The sequence below is a fragment of the Flavobacterium sp. MK4S-17 genome, assembly GCF_009848495.1.
GTDB lineage: Bacteria > Bacteroidota > Bacteroidia > Flavobacteriales > Flavobacteriaceae > Flavobacterium.
The window spans coordinates 29,781-54,486 of record NZ_WWEP01000006.1 but is presented as its reverse complement, the minus strand read 5'-3'; the positions used below and the strand labels follow the sequence as shown (position 1 = coordinate 54,486).

General features: G+C 39.4%; 19 protein-coding genes and 1 pseudogene. 11 read left to right on the top strand and 9 right to left on the bottom strand.

What is annotated here, in order from left to right; translation table 11 throughout:
- Window positions 1-104 precede the first annotated feature (104 nt).
- Both GSF09_RS02845 and trxA read left to right on the top strand, forming a co-directional pair.
- A complete protein-coding gene (locus tag GSF09_RS02845; protein WP_159799422.1) occupies window positions 105-1,517 on the top strand; it encodes a rhodanese-like domain-containing protein in 1,413 nt (470 codons plus the stop codon).
- 89 nt (window positions 1,518-1,606) lie between these two features.
- Window positions 1,607-1,912, top strand: a complete 306-nt coding sequence (gene trxA / locus GSF09_RS02840) for a thioredoxin (protein ID WP_159799421.1) — start codon at window positions 1,607-1,609, stop codon at window positions 1,910-1,912.
- Here trxA and GSF09_RS02835 read toward each other — a convergent pair.
- Window positions 1,909-2,544 carry a hemolysin III family protein gene (locus GSF09_RS02835; RefSeq protein WP_159799420.1) on the bottom strand — a complete coding sequence of 212 codons (636 nt, stop codon included), beginning with the start codon at window positions 2,542-2,544 and terminating at the stop codon, window positions 1,909-1,911. The two genes, trxA and GSF09_RS02835, sit on opposite strands and share 4 nt — an antisense overlap.
- Before the next feature lie 124 nt (window positions 2,545-2,668).
- Here GSF09_RS02835 and GSF09_RS02830 point away from each other — a divergent pair, with 124 nt between their 5' ends.
- The 6 genes from GSF09_RS02830 to GSF09_RS02805 all read left to right on the top strand — a co-directional run bounded on the left by GSF09_RS02830 (window position 2,669) and on the right by GSF09_RS02805 (window position 9,971).
- Window positions 2,669-3,121 carry a GNAT family N-acetyltransferase gene (locus tag GSF09_RS02830; protein WP_159799419.1) on the top strand — a complete coding sequence of 151 codons (453 nt, stop codon included), beginning with the start codon at window positions 2,669-2,671 and terminating at the stop codon, window positions 3,119-3,121.
- A gap of 2 nt (window positions 3,122-3,123) precedes the next feature.
- On the top strand, window positions 3,124-3,501 hold the full coding sequence (locus GSF09_RS02825) for a nuclear transport factor 2 family protein (RefSeq protein ID WP_159799418.1): 378 nt from the start codon (window positions 3,124-3,126) through the stop codon (window positions 3,499-3,501).
- 132 nt (window positions 3,502-3,633) lie between these two features.
- A complete protein-coding gene (locus tag GSF09_RS02820; protein WP_159799417.1) occupies window positions 3,634-4,065 on the top strand; it encodes a hypothetical protein in 432 nt (143 codons plus the stop codon).
- Window positions 4,066-4,229: 164 nt separating this feature from the next.
- The gene (locus GSF09_RS02815) at window positions 4,230-5,315 is read left to right on the top strand and encodes an efflux RND transporter periplasmic adaptor subunit (protein WP_159799416.1); all 1,086 of its coding nucleotides are present in this window, start codon (window positions 4,230-4,232) and stop codon (window positions 5,313-5,315) included.
- A 23-nt stretch (window positions 5,316-5,338) separates the two neighbouring features.
- On the top strand, window positions 5,339-8,548 hold the full coding sequence (locus tag GSF09_RS02810; RefSeq protein WP_159799415.1) for an efflux RND transporter permease subunit: 3,210 nt from the start codon (window positions 5,339-5,341) through the stop codon (window positions 8,546-8,548).
- Window positions 8,532-9,971 (top strand): TolC family protein, encoded by a 1,440-nt coding sequence (locus GSF09_RS02805; protein ID WP_159799414.1) that lies wholly within the window; start codon window positions 8,532-8,534, stop codon window positions 9,969-9,971. Before GSF09_RS02810 ends, GSF09_RS02805 begins: the two co-directional genes overlap by 17 nt.
- A gap of 75 nt (window positions 9,972-10,046) precedes the next feature.
- Here GSF09_RS02805 and GSF09_RS13825 read toward each other — a convergent pair.
- Window positions 10,047-10,235 (bottom strand): annotated as a pseudogene (locus tag GSF09_RS13825) (hypothetical protein); the annotation flags it as partial.
- 56 nt (window positions 10,236-10,291) lie between these two features.
- Between GSF09_RS13825 and GSF09_RS02800 the strand changes: the two are divergent.
- The gene (locus GSF09_RS02800; protein WP_159799413.1) at window positions 10,292-10,792 is read left to right on the top strand and encodes a GNAT family N-acetyltransferase; all 501 of its coding nucleotides are present in this window, start codon (window positions 10,292-10,294) and stop codon (window positions 10,790-10,792) included.
- A 59-nt stretch (window positions 10,793-10,851) separates the two neighbouring features.
- On the opposite strand, the gene GSF09_RS02795 is transcribed toward GSF09_RS02800, so the two are convergent.
- From GSF09_RS02795 to GSF09_RS02775, 5 genes are all read right to left on the bottom strand, one after another.
- A complete protein-coding gene (locus GSF09_RS02795) occupies window positions 10,852-13,257 on the bottom strand; it encodes a thiamine pyrophosphate-dependent enzyme (RefSeq protein ID WP_159799412.1) in 2,406 nt (801 codons plus the stop codon).
- A 180-nt stretch (window positions 13,258-13,437) separates the two neighbouring features.
- Window positions 13,438-16,266 (bottom strand): aminopeptidase, encoded by a 2,829-nt coding sequence (locus GSF09_RS02790; protein ID WP_370515970.1) that lies wholly within the window; start codon window positions 16,264-16,266, stop codon window positions 13,438-13,440.
- Window positions 16,267-16,401: 135 nt separating this feature from the next.
- Window positions 16,402-17,127, bottom strand: coding sequence for a TIGR00730 family Rossman fold protein (locus tag GSF09_RS02785; protein ID WP_159799411.1), 726 nt, complete (start codon window positions 17,125-17,127; stop codon window positions 16,402-16,404).
- Window positions 17,128-17,160: 33 nt separating this feature from the next.
- Window positions 17,161-19,992, bottom strand: a complete 2,832-nt coding sequence (gene uvrA, locus GSF09_RS02780; protein WP_159799410.1) for an excinuclease ABC subunit UvrA — start codon at window positions 19,990-19,992, stop codon at window positions 17,161-17,163.
- Window positions 19,993-20,109: 117 nt separating this feature from the next.
- The gene (locus GSF09_RS02775) at window positions 20,110-20,667 is read right to left on the bottom strand and encodes a GPR1/FUN34/YaaH family transporter (protein ID WP_159799409.1); all 558 of its coding nucleotides are present in this window, start codon (window positions 20,665-20,667) and stop codon (window positions 20,110-20,112) included.
- Between the two features lie 82 nt (window positions 20,668-20,749).
- Between GSF09_RS02775 and GSF09_RS02770 the strand changes: the two genes are divergently transcribed.
- Window positions 20,750-21,235, top strand: a complete 486-nt coding sequence (locus tag GSF09_RS02770) for a GyrI-like domain-containing protein (protein ID WP_159799408.1) — start codon at window positions 20,750-20,752, stop codon at window positions 21,233-21,235.
- On the opposite strand, the gene GSF09_RS02765 is transcribed toward GSF09_RS02770, so the two are convergent.
- The gene (locus GSF09_RS02765) at window positions 21,228-22,619 is read right to left on the bottom strand and encodes a thioredoxin-like domain-containing protein (RefSeq protein WP_159799407.1); all 1,392 of its coding nucleotides are present in this window, start codon (window positions 22,617-22,619) and stop codon (window positions 21,228-21,230) included. The two genes, GSF09_RS02770 and GSF09_RS02765, sit on opposite strands and share 8 nt — an antisense overlap.
- Before the next feature lie 151 nt (window positions 22,620-22,770).
- Between GSF09_RS02765 and GSF09_RS02760 the strand changes: the two genes are divergently transcribed.
- Window positions 22,771-24,393 (top strand): ABC-F family ATP-binding cassette domain-containing protein, encoded by a 1,623-nt coding sequence (locus GSF09_RS02760; RefSeq protein WP_159799406.1) that lies wholly within the window; start codon window positions 22,771-22,773, stop codon window positions 24,391-24,393.
- 31 nt (window positions 24,394-24,424) lie between these two features.
- Here the strand turns inward: GSF09_RS02760 and GSF09_RS13735 are convergent, their stop codons facing one another.
- Complete coding sequence (locus GSF09_RS13735; RefSeq protein WP_201309322.1) at window positions 24,425-24,592, bottom strand: hypothetical protein; 168 nt, start codon at window positions 24,590-24,592, stop codon at window positions 24,425-24,427.
- Between the last annotated feature and the right edge of the window lie 114 nt (window positions 24,593-24,706).

The window sequence follows — 24,706 nt, the reverse complement described above, 5'->3', positions numbered from 1 at the left end:
TATCATTTTCAGTTCATAATTTCACCTGCTGTAAGTGTAACTTTTGTTACTGTACAGTTAAACAGCCCGTTATATTTTTACACTGTAATTTAAAACTGATTATTATGAAAATTGAACAAATTTATACAGGATGCCTTGCACACGCTGCCTATTATCTTGAAAGTAATGGCGAAGCAGCAATATTTGACCCATTGCGTGAAGTACAGCCTTACATTGATCGCGCCGCAAAAGACGGTGCAAAAATTAAATATGTTTTTGAAACCCATTTTCATGCCGATTTTGTAAGCGGCCATCTTGATCTTAGGGCAAAAACAGGGGCACAGATTGTGTTTGGCCCAACAGCTAAGCCTGGTTATGATGCTGTTGTAGCTACAGACGGGCAAATATTTACGGTAGGCAATTACAAAGTGAAAGTATTGCACACCCCGGGGCACACCATGGAAAGTACCACCTACCTGCTGATTGATGAAAACGGAAAAGAACATGGTATTATAACAGGAGATACATTATTTATAGGAGACGTAGGCAGACCTGACCTTGCACAACATGTAATAAGCGACCTGACGGTAGAGAAGCTGGCAAGGCTTTTATATAAATCCTTAAGGGAAAAGATAATGCCTCTTAATGATGATTTAATAGTATATCCCAACCACGGTGCCGGAAGTGCCTGCGGTAAAATGATGAGCAGGGAAACAACCGACACGCTGGGGCACCAGAAAAAAGTGAACTATGCACTGCGTGCTGATATGACAGAAGAGGAATTTGTGAAGGAACTGCTTACAGGGCTTACAACGCCGCCGGGCTACTTTCCTAAAAATGTTTTAATGAATATTAAAGGATATAAAAGCCTTGATGAAGTTATGGATAAAGCGAAAAAAGCGCTTAACGCAGAAGAATTTGAACTGACAGCCAATGCTACACGTGCTCTTATATTGGATACACGCAGTGCCGCAGATTTTGCAAAAGGCTTTATACCTAATAGTGTTAATATAGGCATAGATGGTAGTTTTGCCATGTGGGTAGGAGAAATGATTAAGGATATTAATCAGGAAATATTATTGGTTACAGATGAAGGCAGGGAAGAAGAAACCATGATACGCCTTTCGAGGGTTGGGTATGATAATACCATTGGCTATCTTAAAGGTGGTTTTGACACATGGAAAAAATCGGGTAAGGAAACGGACAGTGTAAACAGGATTACAGCTACAGAATTTAAAAACATATATGATAAAGGTACAACTGTTATTGATGTAAGGAAGAAAAGCGAATATGATTCTGAACACGTAATTGGCGCGGTAAATATACCCCTTAACGAAATATACAGCCACCTTGCCGAAATACCGAGAGATAAAAATTTTATACTGCATTGTGCAGGCGGGTACCGCAGTATGATTGCAGCCTCACTGCTTAAGCAAAGGGGTTTTGATAATTTTGCCGATGTAACAGGGGGATTTAAAGAAATAGCCCTCACTGGTGTGCCCAAAACAGATTATGTGTGCCCAACCACACTTTTATAAGTTAGCGTTTTTGGTTTTATTAACAGCCTTGCCGGCAGCAAGCCGGCAGGGCTTTATTATCTTTGTATAACAATACATTAAATACAGCTATGGAAAGTTTTAAAACCCTTATGAATGGAAGTAAACCTGTACTTGTAGATTTTTTTGCCACCTGGTGTGGCCCCTGCCAAATGCTTGCACCTATATTAAAAGAAGTAAAGGAAAGCCTGGGCGACCGCATTACAATAATTAAAATAGATGTGGATAAAAACCAGGCATTAATGGCAAGCCCGCAATTTCAGGTTAGGGGAGTGCCTACACTAATGTTGTTTCAAAATGGGAAGGTGTTATGGAAACAATCGGGGGTGTTGCCAAAAGATGAAATTATAAGCAACATCACAAAAAATATAAGTTAAGGTATAAGATAAAAAAATATGCCTATAAAGTGCAGCGTGCTGCCGCCCAGTACAAATACATGCCATATGGCATGGTTGTAAGGAATCTTTTCTTTCGCATAAAAATAAATGCCGAAGGTGTAGCATAACCCGCCGCCAAGCAGGTAAAGCAAAGCTCCCGGAGCGATATTTTCAATTAATGGCTTTATGGCAATTATTATGAGCCACCCCATAAGAGCATATAGTGAAAGCGAAAGTTTTTCGGAACGGCGCAGTGGCGAGAATTTAAATATGAACCCTATAATGGCAAACGCCCATACCAGCCCGAAAATAACCCAGCCCCATGCGCCTTTTAACCCAAGCAGGGCTACAGGTGTATAGGTGCCCGCTATAAGTATGTAAATACACAGGTGGTCTATTTTTTGAAAAAGCCGTTTCCACTTAAGTTTGGTTACAGCATGGTATATTGTTGATGCCGAATAAAGGATTACAAGGCTTGCACCGAAAACCAATGCCGCGGCAAGGTGCATACCATTGCCGTTAACCACTGCAAAAACTGTCATAACTACAAGCGCGGCTACCGAAAACAATGCCCCTGCACCATGTGTTATCACATTCCATAATTCCTCTTTTCTCCTGTTTTTCTTTGGCATTTCAATAGTGTTTATTGCTATCGCAAATTTACGGAATATACACAAAAGGTCTTAATTATCAGGTTAAAAAACGTATAAAAAGGATAGGGATTTTTTGGGTAAATTTGAATATACAATTTAAGTCATGAAAATTAATATTGGCGACAGCAGCCCACACTACAGTATTAAGGAAGGTTTTAACGCCATGGATGTGCAGGCAGTACATAAGTTCCTTTCGGAAGAGAGCTATTGGGCAGCACAAATACCTTTTGAAATAGTGAAAAACTCCCTCAAAAATTCATTTTGTGTTGGTATTTTCTATAATGACAGGCAGATAGGCTTTGCAAGGCTGGTTACGGATTATACCACTTTTGCCTACCTGGCTGATGTTTACATTGAGCAGGAACACAGAGGCAGGGGGCTTTCTAAAATGCTGATGGATTACATTATGGAAAAAGAATGGGTTAAAAACTTAAGGCGCTTTGCACTTGCTACTGCTGATGCGCACAGCCTTTACAGCCGTTACGGGTTTGTGCCGCTGGCAAAGCCGGAACGTTTTATGGAAATAAACCGCCCAGATATTTATAAAGTGAAATAGCTATGGAGAAGTTGATTGATAAATGGCTAAATGCGTGGACATCGCACGGAAATGGGGAACAGGCAAAAACACTGGCTTTATTTTATGCGGAAGACTGCTTTTACAAGGATCCTGCTAATGGTAAAGGGTTAAGGGGCAGGAAAAATATTCAGGAATATTTTACAAAGCTGCTTGCTGCAAATCCCGAATGGGTGTGGAGCAGGGAAGAATTATTGCCTGCAGGGCAAACTTATGTATTGAAATGGAAAGCCCGTATTCCTGTAAATGATGAGGTGCTTACTATTGAGGGCCTGGATATACTGGAATTTGATGAAGGGTTAATAACCCGTAATGAAGTATATTTTGACAGGTATGAGTGGATGCTTAAGCTAAAAAAATAATTTTAGCAGGTAAAATTGGCATTATGTTTGGTAAGTCCATTTTAACAAATAAACCATTACGGTTATTATATTGTAAATTATAAAGGTAATAGGTTGCCTGTATAATTCCCTTTATGTAATTTTGCCACCGAAATGAAAAAGTTGCTAAAGTTTTTTCTGCCGTTATATATACTCCTGCTAAGTGGGCTAAGCACTTTACATGCCCATGCAATACAGGATTGTATAACGTTTTGCATTACACAAAATGCAGGTAGTGTAAAAAGCAACATTCCTTCACATCTCCAAAACACAGCTGATGCAGGTTTAAAATCTTCGGGGATTATTTCTGCAACGCTGGAGCAAAATTCCAGGCTTGTACTCAAGCACCATGAAATAGAGGAGTTTGAGCTGACTTCTTCGGTAAAAAAATTAGACTTAAACAGTTATTATACTTCACCTTTTAATAATTGGTTACTACCCGTTCATTTATGCCGCTATGATAAGGACTGTTTTAATTTTGCTAAACAACTTATCACTTTCCCTACATGCAGGCGGTATGTATTGTTCAGGGTATTCAGGATTTGATTTATTCTCTTTAGTGAGCAATTGCATATTGCTCTATTACAATTTCATGAGGTTTAAATGATAGTTTAAGCATGCTTATGCAGTGTAGTATGTCATTTACCCACTCATGGCCCTCTTTAATTAAATAAATCAAAAATAAATCCTAATTGCTTAGGCAAAATATTATGAAGAGAATACTCATCCTCATGGGCTTTTGTGCCCTGCTGTGCAATACAAGTTGCCATAAAGAAAAAGAAGAGAAGGAACATGAAACAGAGTTCCTTGTAACCACATCCCTTAAAAAAGATACAATAGTTACACAGGATTATGTGTGCCAGATACGCTCTATACAGCACATTGAGCTTCGTGCACAGGAAAGGGGATACCTTGAAAAAATATATGTAGATGAAGGGCAGTCTGTAAAAAAAGGGCAGTTGCTGTTCAGGATAATGCCTAACCTTTATGAGGCTGAAACGCAACGGGCGAAAGCTGAAGCAGACTATGCCCAGATAGAATATAAAAACACCCAGCAGCTTGCCGAAAAAAATGTAGTTGCTCCAAACGAGCTGGCTATGGCAAAAGCCAAGTATGATAAGGCAAAGGCAGAACTGCAACTGGCAAAAGTACATTTACAGTTTACCGAAATACGCGCCCCTTTTGATGGTATTATAGACCGTTTTATGGTAAGGCAGGGTAGCCTTGTAGATGAAGGCGACCTGCTTACCAATCTTTCCGATAACTCAAAAATGTGGGTTTACTTTAACGTACCGGAAGCAGAGTACCTTAATTATAAAGCCAAAACAGGCATTAATGGCAATACTGATAATGTTTCGCTTTTAATGGCTAACAATACCTATTTTGAACACCCGGGAAAAATAGAAACTATTGAAGCTGATTTTAATAATGAAACCGGTAATATTTCCTTCAGGGCTACTTTTCCAAATCCTAAAGGCTTATTGAGGCATGGCGAAACAGGTAATATACATATTACCATGCCGCTAAAAAATGCACTTTTAATTCCCCAGAAAGCAACTTTTGAGGTGCTTGACAAAAAGTATGTATATGTTGTTACCAAAGACAATAAAATACAGTCAAGGGAAATTACGGTGTCATCTGAAATTCCGCACATTTATGTAGTGAGCAGCGGATTATCCGAAGGGGATAAAATACTGCTTGAAGGACTGCGACTTGTAAAGGAAAACCAAAAAATAAGCTACAAAATACTTAAGCCGGAGTCTGTATTATCTGACCTGGAGTTATATGCAGAATAACAGGCTTTTAAAACAAAGGAAATATGTTTAGTAAATTTATACACAGGCCTGTGTTTGCAATTGTAATTTCTATTATAATTGTTTTTGTAGGCTCGCTGGCAATAAAGCAACTGCCCATATCGCAGTTTCCGCAAATTGCCCCAACCACAGTAAACATCTTTATTGCCTATCCCGGTGCAAGTGCAGATGTATTAGTTAAATCAACCCTTATTACACTGGAAAACTCGATAAACGGTGTAGAGGGTATGCGTTATATGGCAACCGATGCCACCAGTGCTGGTGAAGCTACGCTAAGGATAATTTTTGAACCAGGCACCGACCCCAACCAGGCAGTTATACGGGTAAAAACCCGGGTTGACCAGGTTATGCCGCTGCTCCCCGAACTGGTGCAGCGTGAAGGGGTGGTAATTACCCCCATACAGCCAAGTATGCTTATGTATGTAAACCTTTACAGCAAAAGCAAAAGCATGGATGAAAAATTCCTGTACAACTATGCCAACGTAAAAATGATTCCTGAAATCAACAGGATAAAAGGTGTGGCAAGGTCGCAGATTTTAGGTAGCCGTACCTATGCCATGCGTGTATGGTTAAACCCTGACCGTATGAGGGCGTATAACATTTCTATTGAAGAAGTAATGGATGCCCTTGCTGAACAGAGCATTATTGGCCGTCCCGGCCGTATAGGGCAAAGTTCGGGTATTGAGGCGCAATCGCTGGAATATGTGCTAACCTATAAAGGAAGGTATAATAAACCTGAAGAATATGACAATATTATTATAAGGGCAAATTCCAACGGTGAGGCTATACACTTAAAGGATATTGCCAAAGTAGAGCTTGGAAGTGAGTTTTTTGATATTTATTCCAATCTTGACGGACATCCTTCTGCCGCTATAGTGCTAAAGCAGAATTACGGCAGTAACGCCAGCGATGTGATTGAGGAGGTAAAGGCAAAACTTGAGGAAATGAAGGTATCTTTCCCTCCCGGGATGGACTATAAAATAAGTTATGACGTATCACAATTCCTTGATGCTTCCATAGAGCAGGTTATAGATACCCTACGGGATGCTTTTATACTGGTTGCCCTTGTTGTGTTTATTTTCCTTGGCGACTGGCGTTCAACCCTTATTCCCATACTGGCCGTACCCGTATCTTTGGTAGGGGCATTTTTTGTGATACAGTTTTTTGGGCTGTCCATCAACCTTGTAACACTTTTTGCCCTTGTGCTTGCCATTGGTATTGTGGTAGATGACGCAATAGTCGTCGTCGAGGCGGTGCATGCCAAGTTTGAGGAGCATCCGCACATATCGCCTTATCAGGCGGTTAAAAAAGTATTAGGTGAAATCAGCGGGGCTATTATAGCTATTACAGCCGTAATGGTATCGGTATTCCTGCCCATATCCTTCATGTCGGGCCCTGTGGGTACATTCTACAGGCAGTTTTCTATAACTATGGCAAGTTCTATTGTAATTTCAGCTATTATAGCACTTACATTAACTCCTGTATTATGTGCAATGCTGCTTAAAAATAACCACGGCAAGCATAAAAAAGGTAATATACTTACCAAAGCCATGGATAAATTTAACAGCGGTTTTGACAGGCTTACAGGAAAATATGTAAATGTGTTGAAAAGGATTGTAAGCAGGAGGTGGCTCACATTTGGTATCTTACTTGCTTTTTGCGCAGGTATATATCTTGAAAACAAAGTATTGCCTGCGGGCTTTATACCTAGTGAAGACCAGGGTACTATTTATGCCATTATACAAACACCGCCGGGTTCAACACTGGAAAGGACAAATAAGGTTTCCCAGCAGTTACAGAAAATTTGTGAAGGTGTTGAAGGTGTGGAGTCGGTATCATCACTTGCCGGTTATGAAATTATGACAGAGGGTAGGGGTTCAAATGCAGGAACCTGCCTTATTAACCTTAAGCCGTGGTCTCAGCGGGAACATAATGTAAATGAGATTATGGAAGAGCTCGAGGAAAAAACACATGGGCTTGGTGGTGCGGTTATAGAGTTTTTTGAGCCGCCTGCCATACCAGGATTCGGTTCTTCAGGAGGTTTTTCAATGCGCTTGCTTGATAAAACAGGCACAAGCGATTATCAGGAGTTTGATAAAATACAGAAAAAATTTCTTGACGACCTTGGTAAGCGCAAAGAGGTTACCGGGCTATTCAGCTTCTTTGCGGCCAATTACCCTCAATATGAGCTTGTTATGGATAATGACCTTGCCATGCAGAAAGGCGTTTCCATAGGCAAGGCTATGGAAAACCTTAATATACTTATAGGCAGTACCTATGAGCAGGGCTTCATTAAGTTCGACCGTTTCTTTAAAGTTTATGTACAGTCTGATCCTAAATACAGGAGGCTGCCTTCAGATATACTGAACCTTTTTGTTAAGAATGATGAGGGCGAAATGGTGCCATACTCCGCATTTATGACACTTAAAAAGACGCAGGGGCCTAATGAGATTACCCGCTATAATATGTATAATTCCGCAGCTATACAGGGGCTTCCGGCAAAAGGCTATACCACTGCCGATGCCATTAAAACCATACAGGAAGTTGCCAGCCAAACGTTGCCCAAAGGCTATGATATTGCCTGGGAAGGCTTATCTTATGACGAAGCAGGCAGGGGTAATGAATCGTTGTACATTTTCCTTATTGTGCTTGCGTTTGTGTATTTTGTGCTTGCAGCACAGTATGAAAGCTTTATAATACCGCTTGCTGTTGTATTCTCTTTGCCTGTTGGTATTTTCGGCTCATTTGTCCTGCTTAAAATGATGGGGCTTCAAAATGACATTTATGCACAGATAGGGCTTATAATGCTCGTCGGTCTGCTGGGTAAAAATGCGGTGCTGATAGTAGAATTTGCAGTACTGAAGCATAAGGAAGGGGCAACCATACTGGCAGCAGCTATAGAAGGAGCTAAAGTGCGTTTCCGTCCTATCCTGATGACCTCATTTGCATTTATTGCAGGGTTAATACCATTAATACTTGCATCAGGTGCAGGAGCTATAGGCAACAGGACTATTGGTGCTTCGGCGCTGGGCGGTATGCTTTTCGGTACTATTTTCGGGGTAATAATAGTACCCGGGCTGTATTATATATTCGGTACTATAGCAAGTGGCAGGAAACTAATTAAGTACGAGGATGATGGTCCACTATCCGAAGGTTTTGTTCAAATGATTGATAACTTCCAAGAAAATCAGGAAAATAATGAAGACATTAAATAAGCATAAATTTTTATTGATTGCCGCAACAGGCTTAATGCTGACTTTTACGGCATGCAAGCTTCCTGATGTGGTACAAAAAACAGAAAACAGGGAAGTACCTGCTGCATATAATGATATGCAGCAGGATACTGCAAGTATAGCCAGGCTTAAATGGAAGGAATATTTTAAAGACCCTTACCTTGATACGCTTATAGGCACTGCACTTAAAAACAACCAGGAGTTGAATATCACCCTTCAGGAAATTGAAATGACTAAAAATGAAATAAGGGCAAGAAAAGGGGAATATTTACCTTTTATAGGCTTAAGGGCAGGGGCAGGAGCCGATAAGGTAGGACGTTACACCAATATTGGCGCTATGGAAGCTACCACCGATATTAAACCCGGTAAGGAAATGCCTGAACCGGTACAGGATTATATGGTGGGAGCTTACGCCACATGGGAAATAGATATATGGAACAAACTGCATAATGCAAAAAAGGCAGCCGTAAGCCGTTACCTGTCCAGTGTTGAAGGTAGAAACTTTATGGTAACCAACCTTATTGCAGAAATTGCCAATTCCTATTATGAGTTACTTGCCCTTGACAATCAGTTGGCTATTGTGAATAAGAATATTGACATTCAAAATAATGCCTTTGAAATAATTAAACTGCAAAAGCAGGGCGCAAGGGTTACCGAACTGGCTGTGAAAAGATTTCAGGCACAATTGCTTAATACGCAAAGCCTGCAATTTGCAATACAGCAGAAGATTACTGAAACAGAGAGTAAAATCAACTTTCTTATAGGGAGGTTTCCACAGCCCGTTAAAAGGAGTACTGATAGCTTTGAAAGCCTGACGCCAAATGCCGTTTATGCAGGGCTGCCATCACAATTACTGGAAAACAGGCCCGATGTTAAGCAGGCTGAACTTGACCTTATGGCAGCGAAACTTGATGTTAAGGTTGCTAAGGCAAAATTTTATCCATCCTTAGGTATATCTGCTGGTATAGGTTACAGGGCTTTTAAGCCTGATTACCTTATAAGGCCGGAATCGCTGCTTTATTCACTGGCGGGCGACCTTGCTGCACCGCTGATAAACAGGAATGCTATTAAAGCTGAATATAAAAATGCTAATGCACGCCAGGTACAGGCCATTTATAACTATGAGCGTACTATTTTAAACGCTTATATTGAAGTGGCAAATCAGTTGGCTAAAATTGACAACATGAAAAAAGCGTTTGATTTAAAAGCACAGCAGGTTGATGCGCTTAACCAGTCGGTAGATATATCCAACGACCTTTTTCGTTATGCAAGGGCAGATTATATGGAAGTATTAATGACACAGCGTGATGCCCTTGAATCTAAATTTGACCTTATTGAAGCTAAAATGCAGCAAATGAATGCTATGGTAAATATTTACCGTGCGCTGGGTGGCGGCTGGAATTAATGGTAATAATTAGTAGTAATGTAAAAACCCCTTCACTTCTGAAGGGGTTTTTTTATAGTTGTACAGTAAATCTGTTTAGTATAACTCAGGATAATCATTTGGTTTGGCTTCATGCATAATGGAATATACTTTTTCAAAAATATCTTCGGCTGAGGTTTTGAAAAATAATCACCATCTACCACCTGTTGCAATAATATATGCTGAGGCTCCGCTAGGTACATCTTCATCTATTACCAACAGCCTGTTTGTTTTGGTAAGGCTTTTTTTGTAATTTGTCTGTTGATATAGATTAATCTTGTCAAGTTGCCAAGCCTTTATAAATGAAACAAATTTTAGAAACAAATCGTCTGATATTAAGAGAGTTAAATCCAAATGATGCAAAAAGTTTTTATGATTTAAACTCAAATCCCAATGTAATAAAATATACGGGAAATTCAGCTTTTAAAAATGTAGGAGAAGCAAGGGAATTTCTTGAAAGCTATCAGGTCTATAGACTGAATGGTTATGGCAGATGGGCGGTGATAGAGAAGACAACTAATAAATTTATTGGTTGGTGCGGACTGAAATTTGACGAAATGGAAAATGAAACTGATATTGGATTTCGTTTCTTTGAAGAAGAATGGAACAAGGGTTATGCAACAGAAAGTGCAGTTGCCTGTGTGCGGTATGGCTTTGAAAATCTAAAATTGAAATGTATAATTGGGCGAGCAATGAAAGAAAATATTGGCTCTATAAAAGTCCTTGAAAAAATTGGTCTTAAATACGAAAAAGATATAGAATTTGACGGGAAGGAAGCTGTAATCTACAAAATCGAAAAATAAAATGATATTTATTCCATAAACATCACAGCCCATTGTTTAAATCAATGGGCTGTTTTTTATTAGTATAATTCAGGATAATCATTTGGTTTGGCTTCATGCATAATAGCATATACTTTCTCAAAAATATCTTCGGCTGAAGGTTTTGAAAAATAATCACCATCTGTTCCATAAGCCGGCCTGTGGTCTTTTGCGGTAAGTGTTTCGGGCTTGCTGTCAAGGTATTTATAACCACCCTGCACATCTACCACCTGTTGCAATATATATGCCGAGGCTCCGCCAGGTACATCTTCATCTATTACCAATAGCCTGTTTGTTTTGGCAAGGCTTTTTACAATATCATGGTTTATATCAAAAGGCAGTAAAGACTGAATATCAATAATTTCAGCGTTTATACCAATTTCCATAAGTTCTTTTGCAGCCTGCTCCACAAGCCTGAGTGTTGAACCATAAGAAACAAGTGTAATATCTGTTCCCTCTTTAATAGTTTCCACAACACCTAACGGGGTTTTAAAATCCCCAAGGTTGGCGGGCATTTTTTCCTTAAGGCGGTAGCCGTTAAGGCACTCTACTACTAATGCAGGCTCATCGGTTTCCATAAGGGTATTGTAAAAGCCTGCGGCTTTGGTCATATTTCTTGGTACAAGAACATGTATTCCCCTTATGGCATTTATAATCATTCCCATAGGGGAACCGGAATGCCATATACCTTCCAACCTGTGGCCGCGTGTGCGGATAATTAATGGTGCTTTTTGCCTTCCTGATGTCCTGTATTGTAAAGTAGCAAGGTCATCGCTCATAATCTGTAATGCATACAGTAGATAGTCAAGGTACTGTATTTCAGCAATAGGGCGCAGGCCGCGCATGGCCATACCTATTCCCTGCCCAAGTATTGTAGCCTCGCGGATACCGGCATCACATACCCTGAAATCGCCATATTTTTCCTGCATGCCTTCCAGCCCCTGGTTAACGTCGCCTATGTTACCGCAGTCTTCGCCAAACACCAAAGCTTCGGGATATTTATTAAACAAGGCATCAAAATTATCCCTTATAATAACCCTTCCGTCCACTTCTTCGGCATTGACTGCATATTCTGGAGCAACCGGGTTAACACCAAAAACATTTTTCTCTGATTGTGAAAACAGGTGCGAACTGTATTTCGGCTGAATTTTAGCTGTGTAGCTTTTAATCCATTCCGATAGTTGCTGCTTTACCTGCTCTTTTGCAACAAGCCTTAAAACCTTTCTTGCCGTAACTAAAAGTTCCTTTCTTATTGGTTCCTTTATTGCAGAAAGCTCGTTGATATATTTTTCAATAAAAACTTTATTTTCACTTTTCTCTGCAACATTTTTTAGAAGTGCCTCAAGCTCTTTCTGCTCTTCTTTTATAGGACTGGTATATGCTGACCATGCAGCTTTTTTACCTTCATTTACTTCTTTTTTAGCATTAGCCTCAATAGTTTCAAGCTTCTGTTCTTCTGCCAGGTTGTTTTCCAGCATCCATTTCCTCATCTGTGCAATACAGTCATATTCGCCTTCCCAGGTAAGCCTTTCAGCATCTTTATAGCGTTCGTGCGAACCGGACGTAGAATGCCCCTGTGGTTGTGTAAGCTGGTAAACATGTATTAGTACAGGTACATGTTCTGTACGTGCAATCTCTGATGCTTTTTCATAAGCCGAAACAAGTTCAGGGTAATCCCATCCTTTTACGGTTATTATTTCATATCCTTTGGTTTCTTCATCCCTTTGGAAACCTTTCAGTATTTCGGATATATTTTCTTTAGTGGTTTGGTGGCGTGCATGTACTGATATACCGTATTCATCATCCCATACACTGATAACCATAGGCACCTGCAATACACCTGCTGCATTTATGGTTTCAAAAAACAACCCTTCGGATGTACTGGCATTACCAATAGTACCCCAGGCAATTTCATTTCCGTTAACGGAGAAATTGGTTTTATTGTTTATACCTGTAACATTCCTGTATATTTTAGAAGCCTGCGCAAGGCCTAAAAGCCTTGGCATTTGCCCGGCTGTTGGCGAAATATCGGCACTTGAGTTTTTTTGCTGTGTTAGGTTTTTCCAGTTACCGTTTTCATCAAGGCTGTGCGTTGAAAAGTGCCCGCCCATCTGCCTGCCTGCCGACATTGGGTCGTGCTCAAGGTCGCTGTGCCCGTAAAGCCCTGCAAAGAACTGCTGGACTGTTAGCTGGCCTATAGCCATCATAAAAGTCTGGTCACGGTAATACCCTGAACGGAAATCACCATTTTTAAAGGCTTTTGCCATAGCAAGCTGCGGCACTTCCTTACCATCGCCAAATATACCAAATTTGGCTTTGCCCGTAAGCACTTCGCGGCGGCCTAATAGACTGCATTCGCGGCTGGTTACAGCTATTTTATAATCATTAAGCACTTCGGCTTTAAAATCTTCAAATGAAAGCGATTTTTTTGTTTCTGTTTCAGTCATAAACGGAACGGTCTTAGGTTCACAAATTTAATTAAAAGAATTAAATAATGTATATATGGTAGAAAAAAATGATTTAACAATTAGCAATAAAAGCCTGCTTATTGAAAAAATGATTAGAAAATAATTAATAAAAGCCTCTAAAAAATATGGTTAATATATTTTTATTTGCTTATTGTTGTTTTAAAACCACTTACGGGTAAACAAGTTAATAAGCGTTCCCGGGCTTATAGTTACTACGAAACGTATTTTTTGGCTGTAATTGCCATTATTCATTTCAAAACCATTACTGGAATATACAGGAAAATATAATTCAAAATAATCAGGGAGGAGGTTTAAGCGGATTCCACTGTCGTATAAAAATTCCGGCGACCGGTATTTGTTTTTAAGCACACCTGCATCGCCATATACCTCAACCCAGTTCCATATATTAAAGCTTGCATTGGTGGTAACCATCCACTGGTTGGCAAACCTTGTTTCCAGCATAGATTTAAAACCACCCTCAGCCATTACATACTGCTGGCTGAAAAGCCCTGTTGTTTCGGAACGGCCATAAAAATTATAATCAAACATATAATCTGTCGGCCTGTCCAGCCCAAAACTGAAAAATTCTGAGCTTGTACTGCGGTACATAAATGTACCTGCAAAAAGGCGCAGGTTTATCTGCCTGTTATCATTAAAAAGCCTGCGGTATTGTATTTCACCGGATAGCTTGCCGAAGGAATTGGCTATTTGTGCATCGGTATAAAAGTTATAGTGCCTTGTTATTTCCGATTCATACTTGCCGTAACGGAGATTAAATACCGAGTAATTTTCATTTTGCTCATCCGTAATAACATAATCTGATTGCTGCCTGTTAACTAAAACCTGCCTTATAAGTATATATTGCTGTTTGTTTTTCCTGAAATCATCTTCACGGATACGGAACTGTACCGAAGGGTTGAATTTAATATAACGTGCATCAGGGGCATAATGATAGGTTGAGCCGCCAAGATAATAACGAACATTATACAATCCTTTTTCGCGGAGGTAATGATTGTACAAAAATGATACTGAACCTATAAGTTTTCCTGTCTTGGTAGAGTAGGTAGGTTCTACATCAAATATAAATGGTTTTTCAAGCATTGATTTATTATGAACCCTGAAACCGGGTGAAAAACCATCGTATAGGTTAAATATAAAACTGGGTACATAAAATACCTGATTATAAGTCGGGTCTTCCAAATCCTGGAAAAAGGTAAACTTATAAGGCTTGTTGCCCAGTGAAAACTTTTTTAAAGATTTCCAGTTATTCCTGGTATTGTATTCCGGTATTTCATTTTCATAATTTAAAACCAGCCTGTCAGCATCCTGCCGGGCTATTGTAAAAGTGGTGTCAGTAGTAACATTTTCAAGCCAGGTTTTAAATAACATCTTTTTATCTTTAACCCCGTAAAATGATACAGGTACATCTGTACCTGTGCGGTTTTTAACGGTTACCCGTACTGAGTCTTTTTCCCTGTCCACATCACCAAACTTAAAATCAATAAGTTTGCGGGTATTTACTACGGTATTAAAAAACCAGTTGATATCCTTATCGGTTTTTGATTTTAGTATTTGTTCAAAATCTTCCCTGCTGGTGTAACCGGATTTATTCAGATTGTAAAATTCAGAAATAGCATTGGGTACAATATTATTACCGAGGTAATTATTTATATAGGCAAAGCTTAACCCTGAACGGTATTTGCCGGCAATCTGCTCATTAAACTTTATAAATGTCCTTTTTGGGTCGCCAATGGGCTGGTCAAGGTTTTTTCTTGCCATCAGCAGGTAAAGGTAATTGTACTGCCCGTTAAAGTCGACCCTGAAAAGATTGTGCCCCTGTAAAATACCCCAGTTGGAAAGTTGTCCCATCATTTTTTTATCAGGATGGTTTTCCTCTACATATTTCATTAACAGATACATTTGTATGCCATCATAAATCCAGTTGTCTTTCCGGGGGTCCAGCTTAAGCGTATTTTTAAGGTAGGTATTAGTATAGGTTTTAAGGAATTTTATTTCATAAATAAATGAGTCGGGAAAAGGGCTTAAAAAGGAGGGAAGCTGGTTTAGCCCGTACATAGGGCTGCGGTCATAATCAGCCTGGGTTATCATTATTTTACCATAGGGGTAACTGCCAAGGTTATCGGCGGTAAAATGGGTAATTTTATTTACAATATCAGCTTTTTGTATCTCTGTAACCCTGTTATCCCTTAAATTGCTGGTAACCTCTACAACTTCATTCCTGAATATTTCAAATGAATTCTTTTTTTCCAGTACAAGGTTAAATATTGTCCTGTTTTTCCCAATCAGGTAATATTCATCCTTATCCCCTTTACTTGTTTTATTTCCTATATATAAATCGCTTGTTAATGCAGTGCCTTTGGGTAATGTAATGGTTAATTCATAATCGCATATTGAGTTGGCAATATCATCAATGTTTTCATTACTGTACCTTACAAATTCATTATTTACTACCCTGGCAGGTACCAAGTACCAGTCTTTAAGGTTAAAAACCCCGTCGTTATATCCATAGCCGGTAAACCTGTCGCTGGGAATTTTAACTTCATAAGTAATAGAAAGTTTAAACTTCATTCCCGGATAAATAGGGTTTTTAAGTTGAACATCTACTATATCCGGATGCTTTTTAGGGCGTTCCCAATTCAACAACCTTCCATTTTGGTCAACAATAGAGTATATTTTTGTATTGCCCCGTTCTTCATCCTTTGCAAGATGGTAAGCCCTTACAAACTCATCTGAAAATCTTTTGGCTAAAGGCGTATTTTTAGCAGAAAATGCATTGTTCCAGTCGTTAAGCACAAAATCCTGGAGGGTATCGGTAGTTTGATTATGATATGTAATTTCCTGCTTTATCCTAAATAGTTGTGCATCATAATCTACATCCACAAACATACGGCTGCTGTGCTGTGCTAAGAGCCCGGCAGGTGAAACAGCCAGAAAAATAAAAAGGAGAAACCTGCTATATAAACCCAATTGTGTAGCCTGAAAATTATTTAGTTATGAATACAGAAGCAGCAATATTTGTACCAGTGCTAATATATAGATAAAAAAATGAATTAAAGGTTGCCTGCTGTAAATAAAAAAAGCCGCTTTAAGCGGCTTTTTTTATTAAAAATTAGGACTAAGGTTGTATTTTTTATAGAAGCTGTCTATAACTTCAAGTACTTCATCTTCAGTATCCACTATACGGATAAGGTTCATGTCTTCCGGGTTGGCATTAAAATATTTGGTAATCATTACTTTTTCAATCCATTCCAAAAGGCCGCTCCAAAATTCACGCCCTACAAGCACTATAGGGAATTTTGCAATTTTCTTGGTTTGTATAAGTGTAATGGCTTCAAACATTTCATCAAGAGTGCCAAAGCCGCCGGGCATTACCACAAACCCCTGCGAATATTTTACAAACATTACCTTACGTACAAAAAAGTAATCAAAATTAAGGTTCTTGTCTTTATCAATGTATGGGTTAAAGTGCTGCTCGAAAGGCAGTTCTATATTTAAACCTACCGATGGGCTGTTTCCCTGGCTGGCACCTTTGTTACCGGCTTCCATAATACCGGGGCCGCCGCCTGTAATAACCCCATAGCCGGCATTAGATATTTTTTTTGCAATTTTTTCGGCAAGCAGGTAATATTTATCATCGGGCTTTGTACGCGCAGAACCGAATATTGAAACACACGGGCCGATGCGTGCCATAGTTTCAAAACCGTTCACGAACTCCGACATTATTTTGAATATAGCCCACGAGTCGTTACTCCTTATTTCATTCCATGTTTTTTGTTTAAGCCCGTCATGAATCCTTTCATCATCATTTTCATATTTGTTATCTATCATTCTTTTTCAATTTTTAAAAATTAAACAAACGCGCTAAGATAATTCTTTTTGTAAGAATTGTGCCGTATAGCTTTTTTTGTTTTTAACAACTTCTTCGGGAGTACCCTTGGCAATAAGCTGGCCACCGCCTTTACCGCCTTCATATCCTATATCTATAATATAGTCGGCAAGCTTTATAACGTCAAGGTTATGCTCTATGATAAGCACAGTATTACCTTTGTTAACCAGTTTGTTAATCACTTCCATCAACACCCTTATATCTTCAAAATGAAGCCCTGTGGTTGGTTCATCAAGTATATAAAAAGTATTTCCGGTATCTTTTTTGGAAAGTTCTGAAGCGAGCTTAATACGTTGTGCCTCACCACCCGAAAGAGTAGTGCTTTGCTGCCCCAGGGTAATATAACCTAAGCCCACATCCTGAATTGTTTTTATTTTACGGTAAATTTTAGGTATGTTTTCAAAAAATACAACCGCTTCATCTACCGTCATATCCAGCACATCTGATATGGATTTCCCTTTGTAGCGTATTTCCAGTGTTTCCCTGTTAAAACGTTTTCCCTGGCAGGTTTCGCATTCCACATAAACATCGGGTAAAAAGTTCATTTCAATAACACGAAGCCCCGAACCCTCACAGGTTTCGCAACGTCCACCGCTTACGTTAAAACTGAACCTGCCCGGCTTGTAGCCACGTATCATGGCTTCAGGCGTTTGTGTAAACAGCTTGCGTATCTCACTGAAAACATCGGTATAAGTCGCCGGGTTAGAGCGGGGCGTGCGTCCAATGGGCGACTGGTCAATATCAATTACCTTATCTATATGCTCAAGCCCTTGAATCTTTTTATAAGGAGCAGGCTTTTTAACAGCATTAAAAAAATGTGCATTTAAAATAGGGTAAAGCGTTTCGTTAATAAGTGTGGACTTACCACTTCCTGATACACCGGTTACACAAATAAGCTTCCCTAAAGGAAATTCTACACTAACATTTTTAAGGTTGTTGCCCGTTGCTCCGGTCAGTTTAATGGTTTTACCATTTCCTTCCCGTCTTTTTTCAGGTACGGCAATTTCTTTTTCTCCATTAAGGTAAGCTGCGGTTAGCGTGTGCTCTTTAAGAAGTTGTGCAGGGGTACCTTTACTTACTATCTGGCCACCAAACCTACCTGCTGCAGGGCCAATGTCAATTACATAATCGGCACGCTCTATCATGTCCTTATCATGTTCTACCACTATAACCGAGTTGCCTATATCCCTAAGCTGTTCCAGTGAGTGTATAAGCTTTTCATTATCCCGCTGGTGCAGCCCTATGCTGGGCTCATCAAGAATATAAAGCACGCCTACAAGCTGCGAGCCTATTTGTGTGGCAAGCCTTATCCTTTGAGCCTCACCGCCCGAAAGGGATTTAGAACTCCTGTCAAGCGCAAGGTAATTTAATCCTACATCCACAAGGAATCCAAGCCTCGATTTTATTTCTTTTACTATCTCGGTAGCTATGGCTTTCTGCTTTTCGGAAAGGTTATTTTCAAGCGTATTAAACCAATCTGCAAGGTCGGAAATATCCATATGTGATAGTTCCGCAATGTTAAGGCCGTTTATTTTAAAATAAAGCGATTCTTTTTTTAAGCGAGTACCATGGCACACAGGGCATTCCACCTCATCCATAAAATCTTTTGCCCAGCGTTTAATAGAAGAAGAACCGCTATCATCATACTGGTTTTTTATAAAGCTCGAAATGCCTTCAAAATCAATTTTATATTCACGGTTAACCCCAAGTGTTTTGGATGATACCGTAAATTTTTCCTTACCGCCGTTTAATATCATATCCATCGCATCGGCAGGTATCTTTTCAATAGGGTCGGTCAGCTTAAATCCAAATTTTTCACCAATAGCCTCAAGCTGCTTAAACATCCATGAGCTTTTATATTCACCCAGGGGTGCAAAGCCGCCCTGCTTAATGCTTAGCTTGTTATTAGGGATGATTTTAGCAAGGTTTATTTCATTCACAATACCCAGGCCGTTACAATTATCGCACGCGCCTTTAGGTGAGTTAAAAGAAAAATTATTAGGCTCTGGGTTAGGGTAGGATATGCCCGATGTGGGGCACATAAGGTTACGGCTGTAATAACGCGCTTCGCCACTTTCCTGCTCTATAACCATCAGCACATCATCACCGTGGTACATGGCTGTTTTTATACTTTCGGAAAGCCTTTTATCAATCTCAGGCGAAGCATCTACTGCCATGCGGTCAATAACCGTTTCAATATCATGGGTTTTATAGCGGTCAAGCTTCATTCCGCTTTCTATATCCCTGATTTCTCCGTCAACACGCACTTTAAGGAAACCCTGTTTTGATATCTGTTCAAAAAGCTCACGGTAATGTCCTTTCCTTGCCCTTACTACAGGCGCAAGGATGCTTATGCGCCTGCCGTTAAATTTTTCAATTATAAGTTCCTTTATCTGGTCATCGCTGTAGCTCACCATTTTCTCGCCGGTAACATAACTGTAGGCATCGGCAGCACGTGCGTATAAAAGACGCAGGAAATCATATATTTCAGTAATAGTGCCTACTGTTGAACGAGGGCTTTTGCTTGTAGTTTTCTGCTCTATGGCAATAACGGGGCTAAGGCCGTCTATTTTATCAACATCCGGCCTTTCCAGCCCTCCCAGGAACTGGCGGGCATAAGCGGAAAATGTTTCTATATAGCGGCGCTGGCCTTCGGCATATATGGTATCAAAAGCAAGTGATGATTTACCTGAACCTGAAAGCCCGGTTATAACCACCAGTTTTTCGCGCGGTATGGTAACATCTATATTTTTTAGGTTGTGGGCACGCGCGCCCAGCACTTCAATCGTTTCTTCGTTGTTCAGCATAGCAAATTTGTGCAAAACGCAAAGGTACTGATTTTCGTGCAGATTTTATTAACCGGTAGTGGGCAACAAATTGTTAAATAGGAGTTAACCGCAGCTATTTATAACGCTATAATTATATTAGTAGGGCAGTACCCTTTTACCTTTCACTTCTTCAAGTATTTCAGCCATAGCAAGGTAAAATGCGCTGCTGCCGCATATAACGCCCACTACGCCTGCAAAATGATGCAGCATGGCACTTTCTGCCCACAAGGCTGCCGCAAGCATAAAGAACAATATAGTTAGGGAAAGGAAAACAAATTGCTGAACCTTGCTGTTGCCCCAGGTTCCAACCCACATAAAGCCTGTAAAAATACCCCATAATGCCAAATACCAGGCTAAAAATGCTGGTGGTGTTTTTGCTGCTGCCTCAATACCTGTGGCGGGAAGCATCCATACAGCTACAAGTGAGAGCCAAAAGAACCCATAGGAAGTAAATGCTGTGGCAGCAAATGTATTCCCTTTTTTAAAGCTCATAATTCCTGCCACAATTTGTGCAAGGCCGCCATAACAAATACCCATGGCAAGTATTACTGAACTAAGCGGAAAAAAACCTATGTTGTGAATATTTAATAATATTGTAGTCATTGCAAAGCCCATAAGCCCAAGTGGCGCAGGATTAGCTATTTTTGTTTTCATTATTTTTTTGTTTTGTATTAAAATTTATCAAAAATAGCATTAAATATGAATTTTGTGTGCTAATGTCTAAATTTTTTAAAATATGCTTTCAAAACCTGTTATTAAAATAGTAGAAGATAAACTCTTGGCGGGGCACAAGCTTACCATGTCATTTGCTGATAACCAGACATTCCGTTTATGGAATACTTTTATGCAAATAAGAAAGGAAATTAAAAACACAGTGGGTAATGATTTATATAACATTCAGCTATACCCGGAAAATTACTTTACATTTTTTAATCCGTCTGCACTATTTGAAAAATGGGCAGCTATAGAAGTTACCGCATTTGATGAATTACCGGCAGGCATAAAGCCGTTTGAATTAAAAGGTGGGATGTATGCTGTTTTTAAATACAAAGGAACCGGAGAAGATGCCCCGCAGGTTTATACTTTTATTTTAATGGAGTGGTTGCCGCAATCAGGGTATGTATTAGATAGCCGCCCTCATTTTGAGATTATGGGAGATAAATATAAAAGAGGCCACCCGGATTCGGAAGAAGAAATTTGGATACCTGTAAAACCTATTTAAGTTCTGCGGCAAAGTCAGGATTCATAAGGTTGGTAAATGCATTTTTTATGGAGCCGTCAGGGTTAAGGATAATGGTACGGTTTATTTTTGTAATAACCCATTTGTCTTTTAGCTCTTCAAAATTAGCTGCCCTTAACTGTATTGCTCCTTTAAACTTGTACTGAGACATTACTTTTTTCCATTCTTTGCTTTCATCTACATTTATGGCTATAAAGTCAACATCAGGAAATTGTTTCTTAAGTTCATTTATTTTCATGTAAACCATTTCCAGGTGCGAATGGGCACAGCTTGTCCAGAAAAAAACAACGCTTTGTTTTTTAATATCATCATCAATATCAAAAGGCTTATTGTCGGGATGAACAAGGGGTATTTCCGGTAGTTCGTTTCCTTTTTTAAGGCTTTTTATCGCATTTGCTATTTTATGGATGCTATTATCGTTACTATTATCGGTTGAAAGCTCCATGTACCTTTCAAGGAACTGCTGGTTGTTAATTATATTCTGGTCTTCCAGCAGGTAGCTGAATGCAATATTGTTTAAAACCTGGTTTTTAATTTTTTCATTTGTAAAAAGGGAGTCTGCAATTTTAAGTTTGGTAATATTATCCCTTAATGTGTTTTCCTGTACATTATCTGCTTTTTTTTGCGCCCTTGTAATAGCCATATTATTCATCATGGCAGTTATGTAACGTGCAAAGGGAGAAAAATCTGTTAGCTTAGGGTCATTAAAATCTATTGTACTTCGGTGGCTGTAATACCCTGCAGGAAGTTTAGAGGCTATTTCTTTTCCGTTGCGGCGTGCATACAGGTAAGGGTAATATTCCTTTTTGGTATAGTGGTTAAAGTTAAGCCTTGATTTTGCATAAAAATCAAAACCCTCACTCCAGTTTATTATGTCTTTTTTCTGTTTGTAAAAAGCGTTTCGCAATGCGTAGGCAGAATCTATTTTCCTTTGGAAATCGCGGTATTCCAGCCCGTAAAAATCATAGGTGGCTTCCCTGTCCTTTTCATTGGTAAGGTACAGTTCCATCATGAAATTATTTTTTCTCTCACCCCTGCCGCTAAACACTACCGACTGGTCAAAATCCTTACTGTCGGCAAAAACCATTATACTGTCATTCTTGTCAAAATAAACATATTGGTATTCCGGGTCATGCCTAAATGTGTAAAGCCCCGGCGTTAATGAGTCGAATTTTATAAAGAAACGGTTGTTTTCCTTTAGCGGGATGGTATCAATAATTTTATTGCCTTTGCTGAATATAACATATTCACTGCGCGGATTGCTTATTTCCCCACCAAAATATGCTGTATAATTGTCTTTATTCTTACACGAAGTTACTGCAAGCAACAATAGGAGTAAAACACCGGTTTTTTGAATATTTGACATTTAGGTTTTTATTCTGGTAGCAAAAACAAAAATATTTTTTATATGTTGCCACTGTTGTTAAAATAGCGTTAAAATAAATCAACTCTTTATTATACTGTTTAACGGCAGCTATACTAGCTTATTTTTTGTAGTTTTGCAAAAATTTTTTTAAATGTTATCAGTTTCAAATCTATCAGTACAGTTTGGCAAAAGGATTTTATTTGATGAAGTAAATACATCATTTACCCAAGGCAACTGTTACGGTATAATAGGTGCCAATGGTGCCGGTAAATCAACTTTTCTTAAAATACTTTCAGGGGAGATGGATCCTACTTCAGGACATATTCACCTGGAGCCTGGAAAACGTATGAGTGTGCTGAACCAAAACCACAATATGTTTGATGAATATACGGTTTTGGAAACGGTAATGATGGGAAACAAAACCCTATATGCCGTTAAAAAGGAAATGGATGAAATTTACCTTAAGCCTGATTTTTCTGATAAAGATGGCGAAAGGGTAGGCGAGCTGCAGGTTATATTTGAAGAGATGAACGGCTGGAATGCCGACAGCGATGCAGCAGCGCTGCTTTCCAATCTTGGTATTGGTGAGGAGTTTCATTACACCATGATGAGCGATATGGACAGCAAGCTTAAGGTTCGTGTGCTTTTGGCGCAGGCTTTATTTGGTAACCCTGACGTACTTATTATGGACGAGCCTACCAACGACCTTGACTTTGAAACCATTTCATGGCTGGAAAACTTTTTGGCGAATTATGATAATACGGTTATAGTAGTAAGCCACGACCGCCACTTTCTTGATGCGGTATGCACACATATATCGGATATTGACTTTGGTAAAATAAACCAGTACAGCGGTAACTATACTTTTTGGTATGAGTCCAGCCAGCTTGCAGCCAAACAAAGGGCGCAGCAAAATAAAAAGGCAGAGGAGAAGAAAAAGGAACTACAGGAATTTATCATGCGCTTTAGTGCCAATGTGGCAAAGTCAAAACAGGCTACAAGCCGTAAAAAAATGCTTGAAAAGCTTAAAGTTGATGATATTAAACCGTCTAACAGGCGTTATCCTGCCATTATATTTGAGCAAGAGCGTGAGGCCGGCGACCAGATATTAAATGTTACCGACCTTAGCGCATCTATTGATGGGGAAACATTATTTAAAAATGTTGACCTTAATATGGCAAAAGGAGATAAAATCGTGGTAGTATCCCGCGATAGCCGTGCAACCTCGGCATTTTATGAGATACTAAACGGCAATATGAAGCCGGATACAGGAAAAGTGGAGTGGGGTATAACCACAACACAATCCTACCTGCCGGCTGATAACCATGAATTTTTTGAAAATGACCTAACATTGGTAGACTGGCTGCGCCAATGGGCAAAAACAGAGGAAGAGCGTGATGAGGTTTATATACGCGGATTTTTAGGTAAAATGCTTTTTAGTGGGGAAGAAGCCCTTAAAACCGGCAGGGTGTTATCAGGAGGTGAAAAAGTGCGTTGCATGCTTTCCAGGATGATGATGATGCGCGCCAATGTGCTTATGCTTGATGAGCCTACCAACCACCTAGACCTTGAAAGTATTACTGCCTTTAATAATTCACTTAAGAATTTTAAGGGATCGGTGCTGTTTACCACGCATGACCATGAATTTGCTCAAACAGTGGCAAACCGTGTACTGGAAATTACGCCAAACGGTGCAATAGACCGTTACATGACGTTTGATGATTATCTTGATGATGACAAAATTAAAGAGTTAAGAAAACAGATGTACAATTAAATAAAAAAAGCCCCGGTAAAAGGGGCTTTTTTTATTTCCTGAAGCGGCTGATGAGCCATATAATAAGTACAATAACTGCAATTACTATAAATACGCCTACACCAACACCTGCCTGAAAAATATCGCCCACAAGTTCGCAGCCTGTAAGCATGGTGGCAAGCATGGCCATTAAGCCGATATTTAAAATCCTGTTTTTCATAATTTATTGTTTTTAGGTTATTTCTATATAAAGATAGCGGTAACCTTATGGTATTTAGTTAAAAATAAATTAAATGTAAAAGCAGCTTTGCATAATTATATTGATAACCTTGTT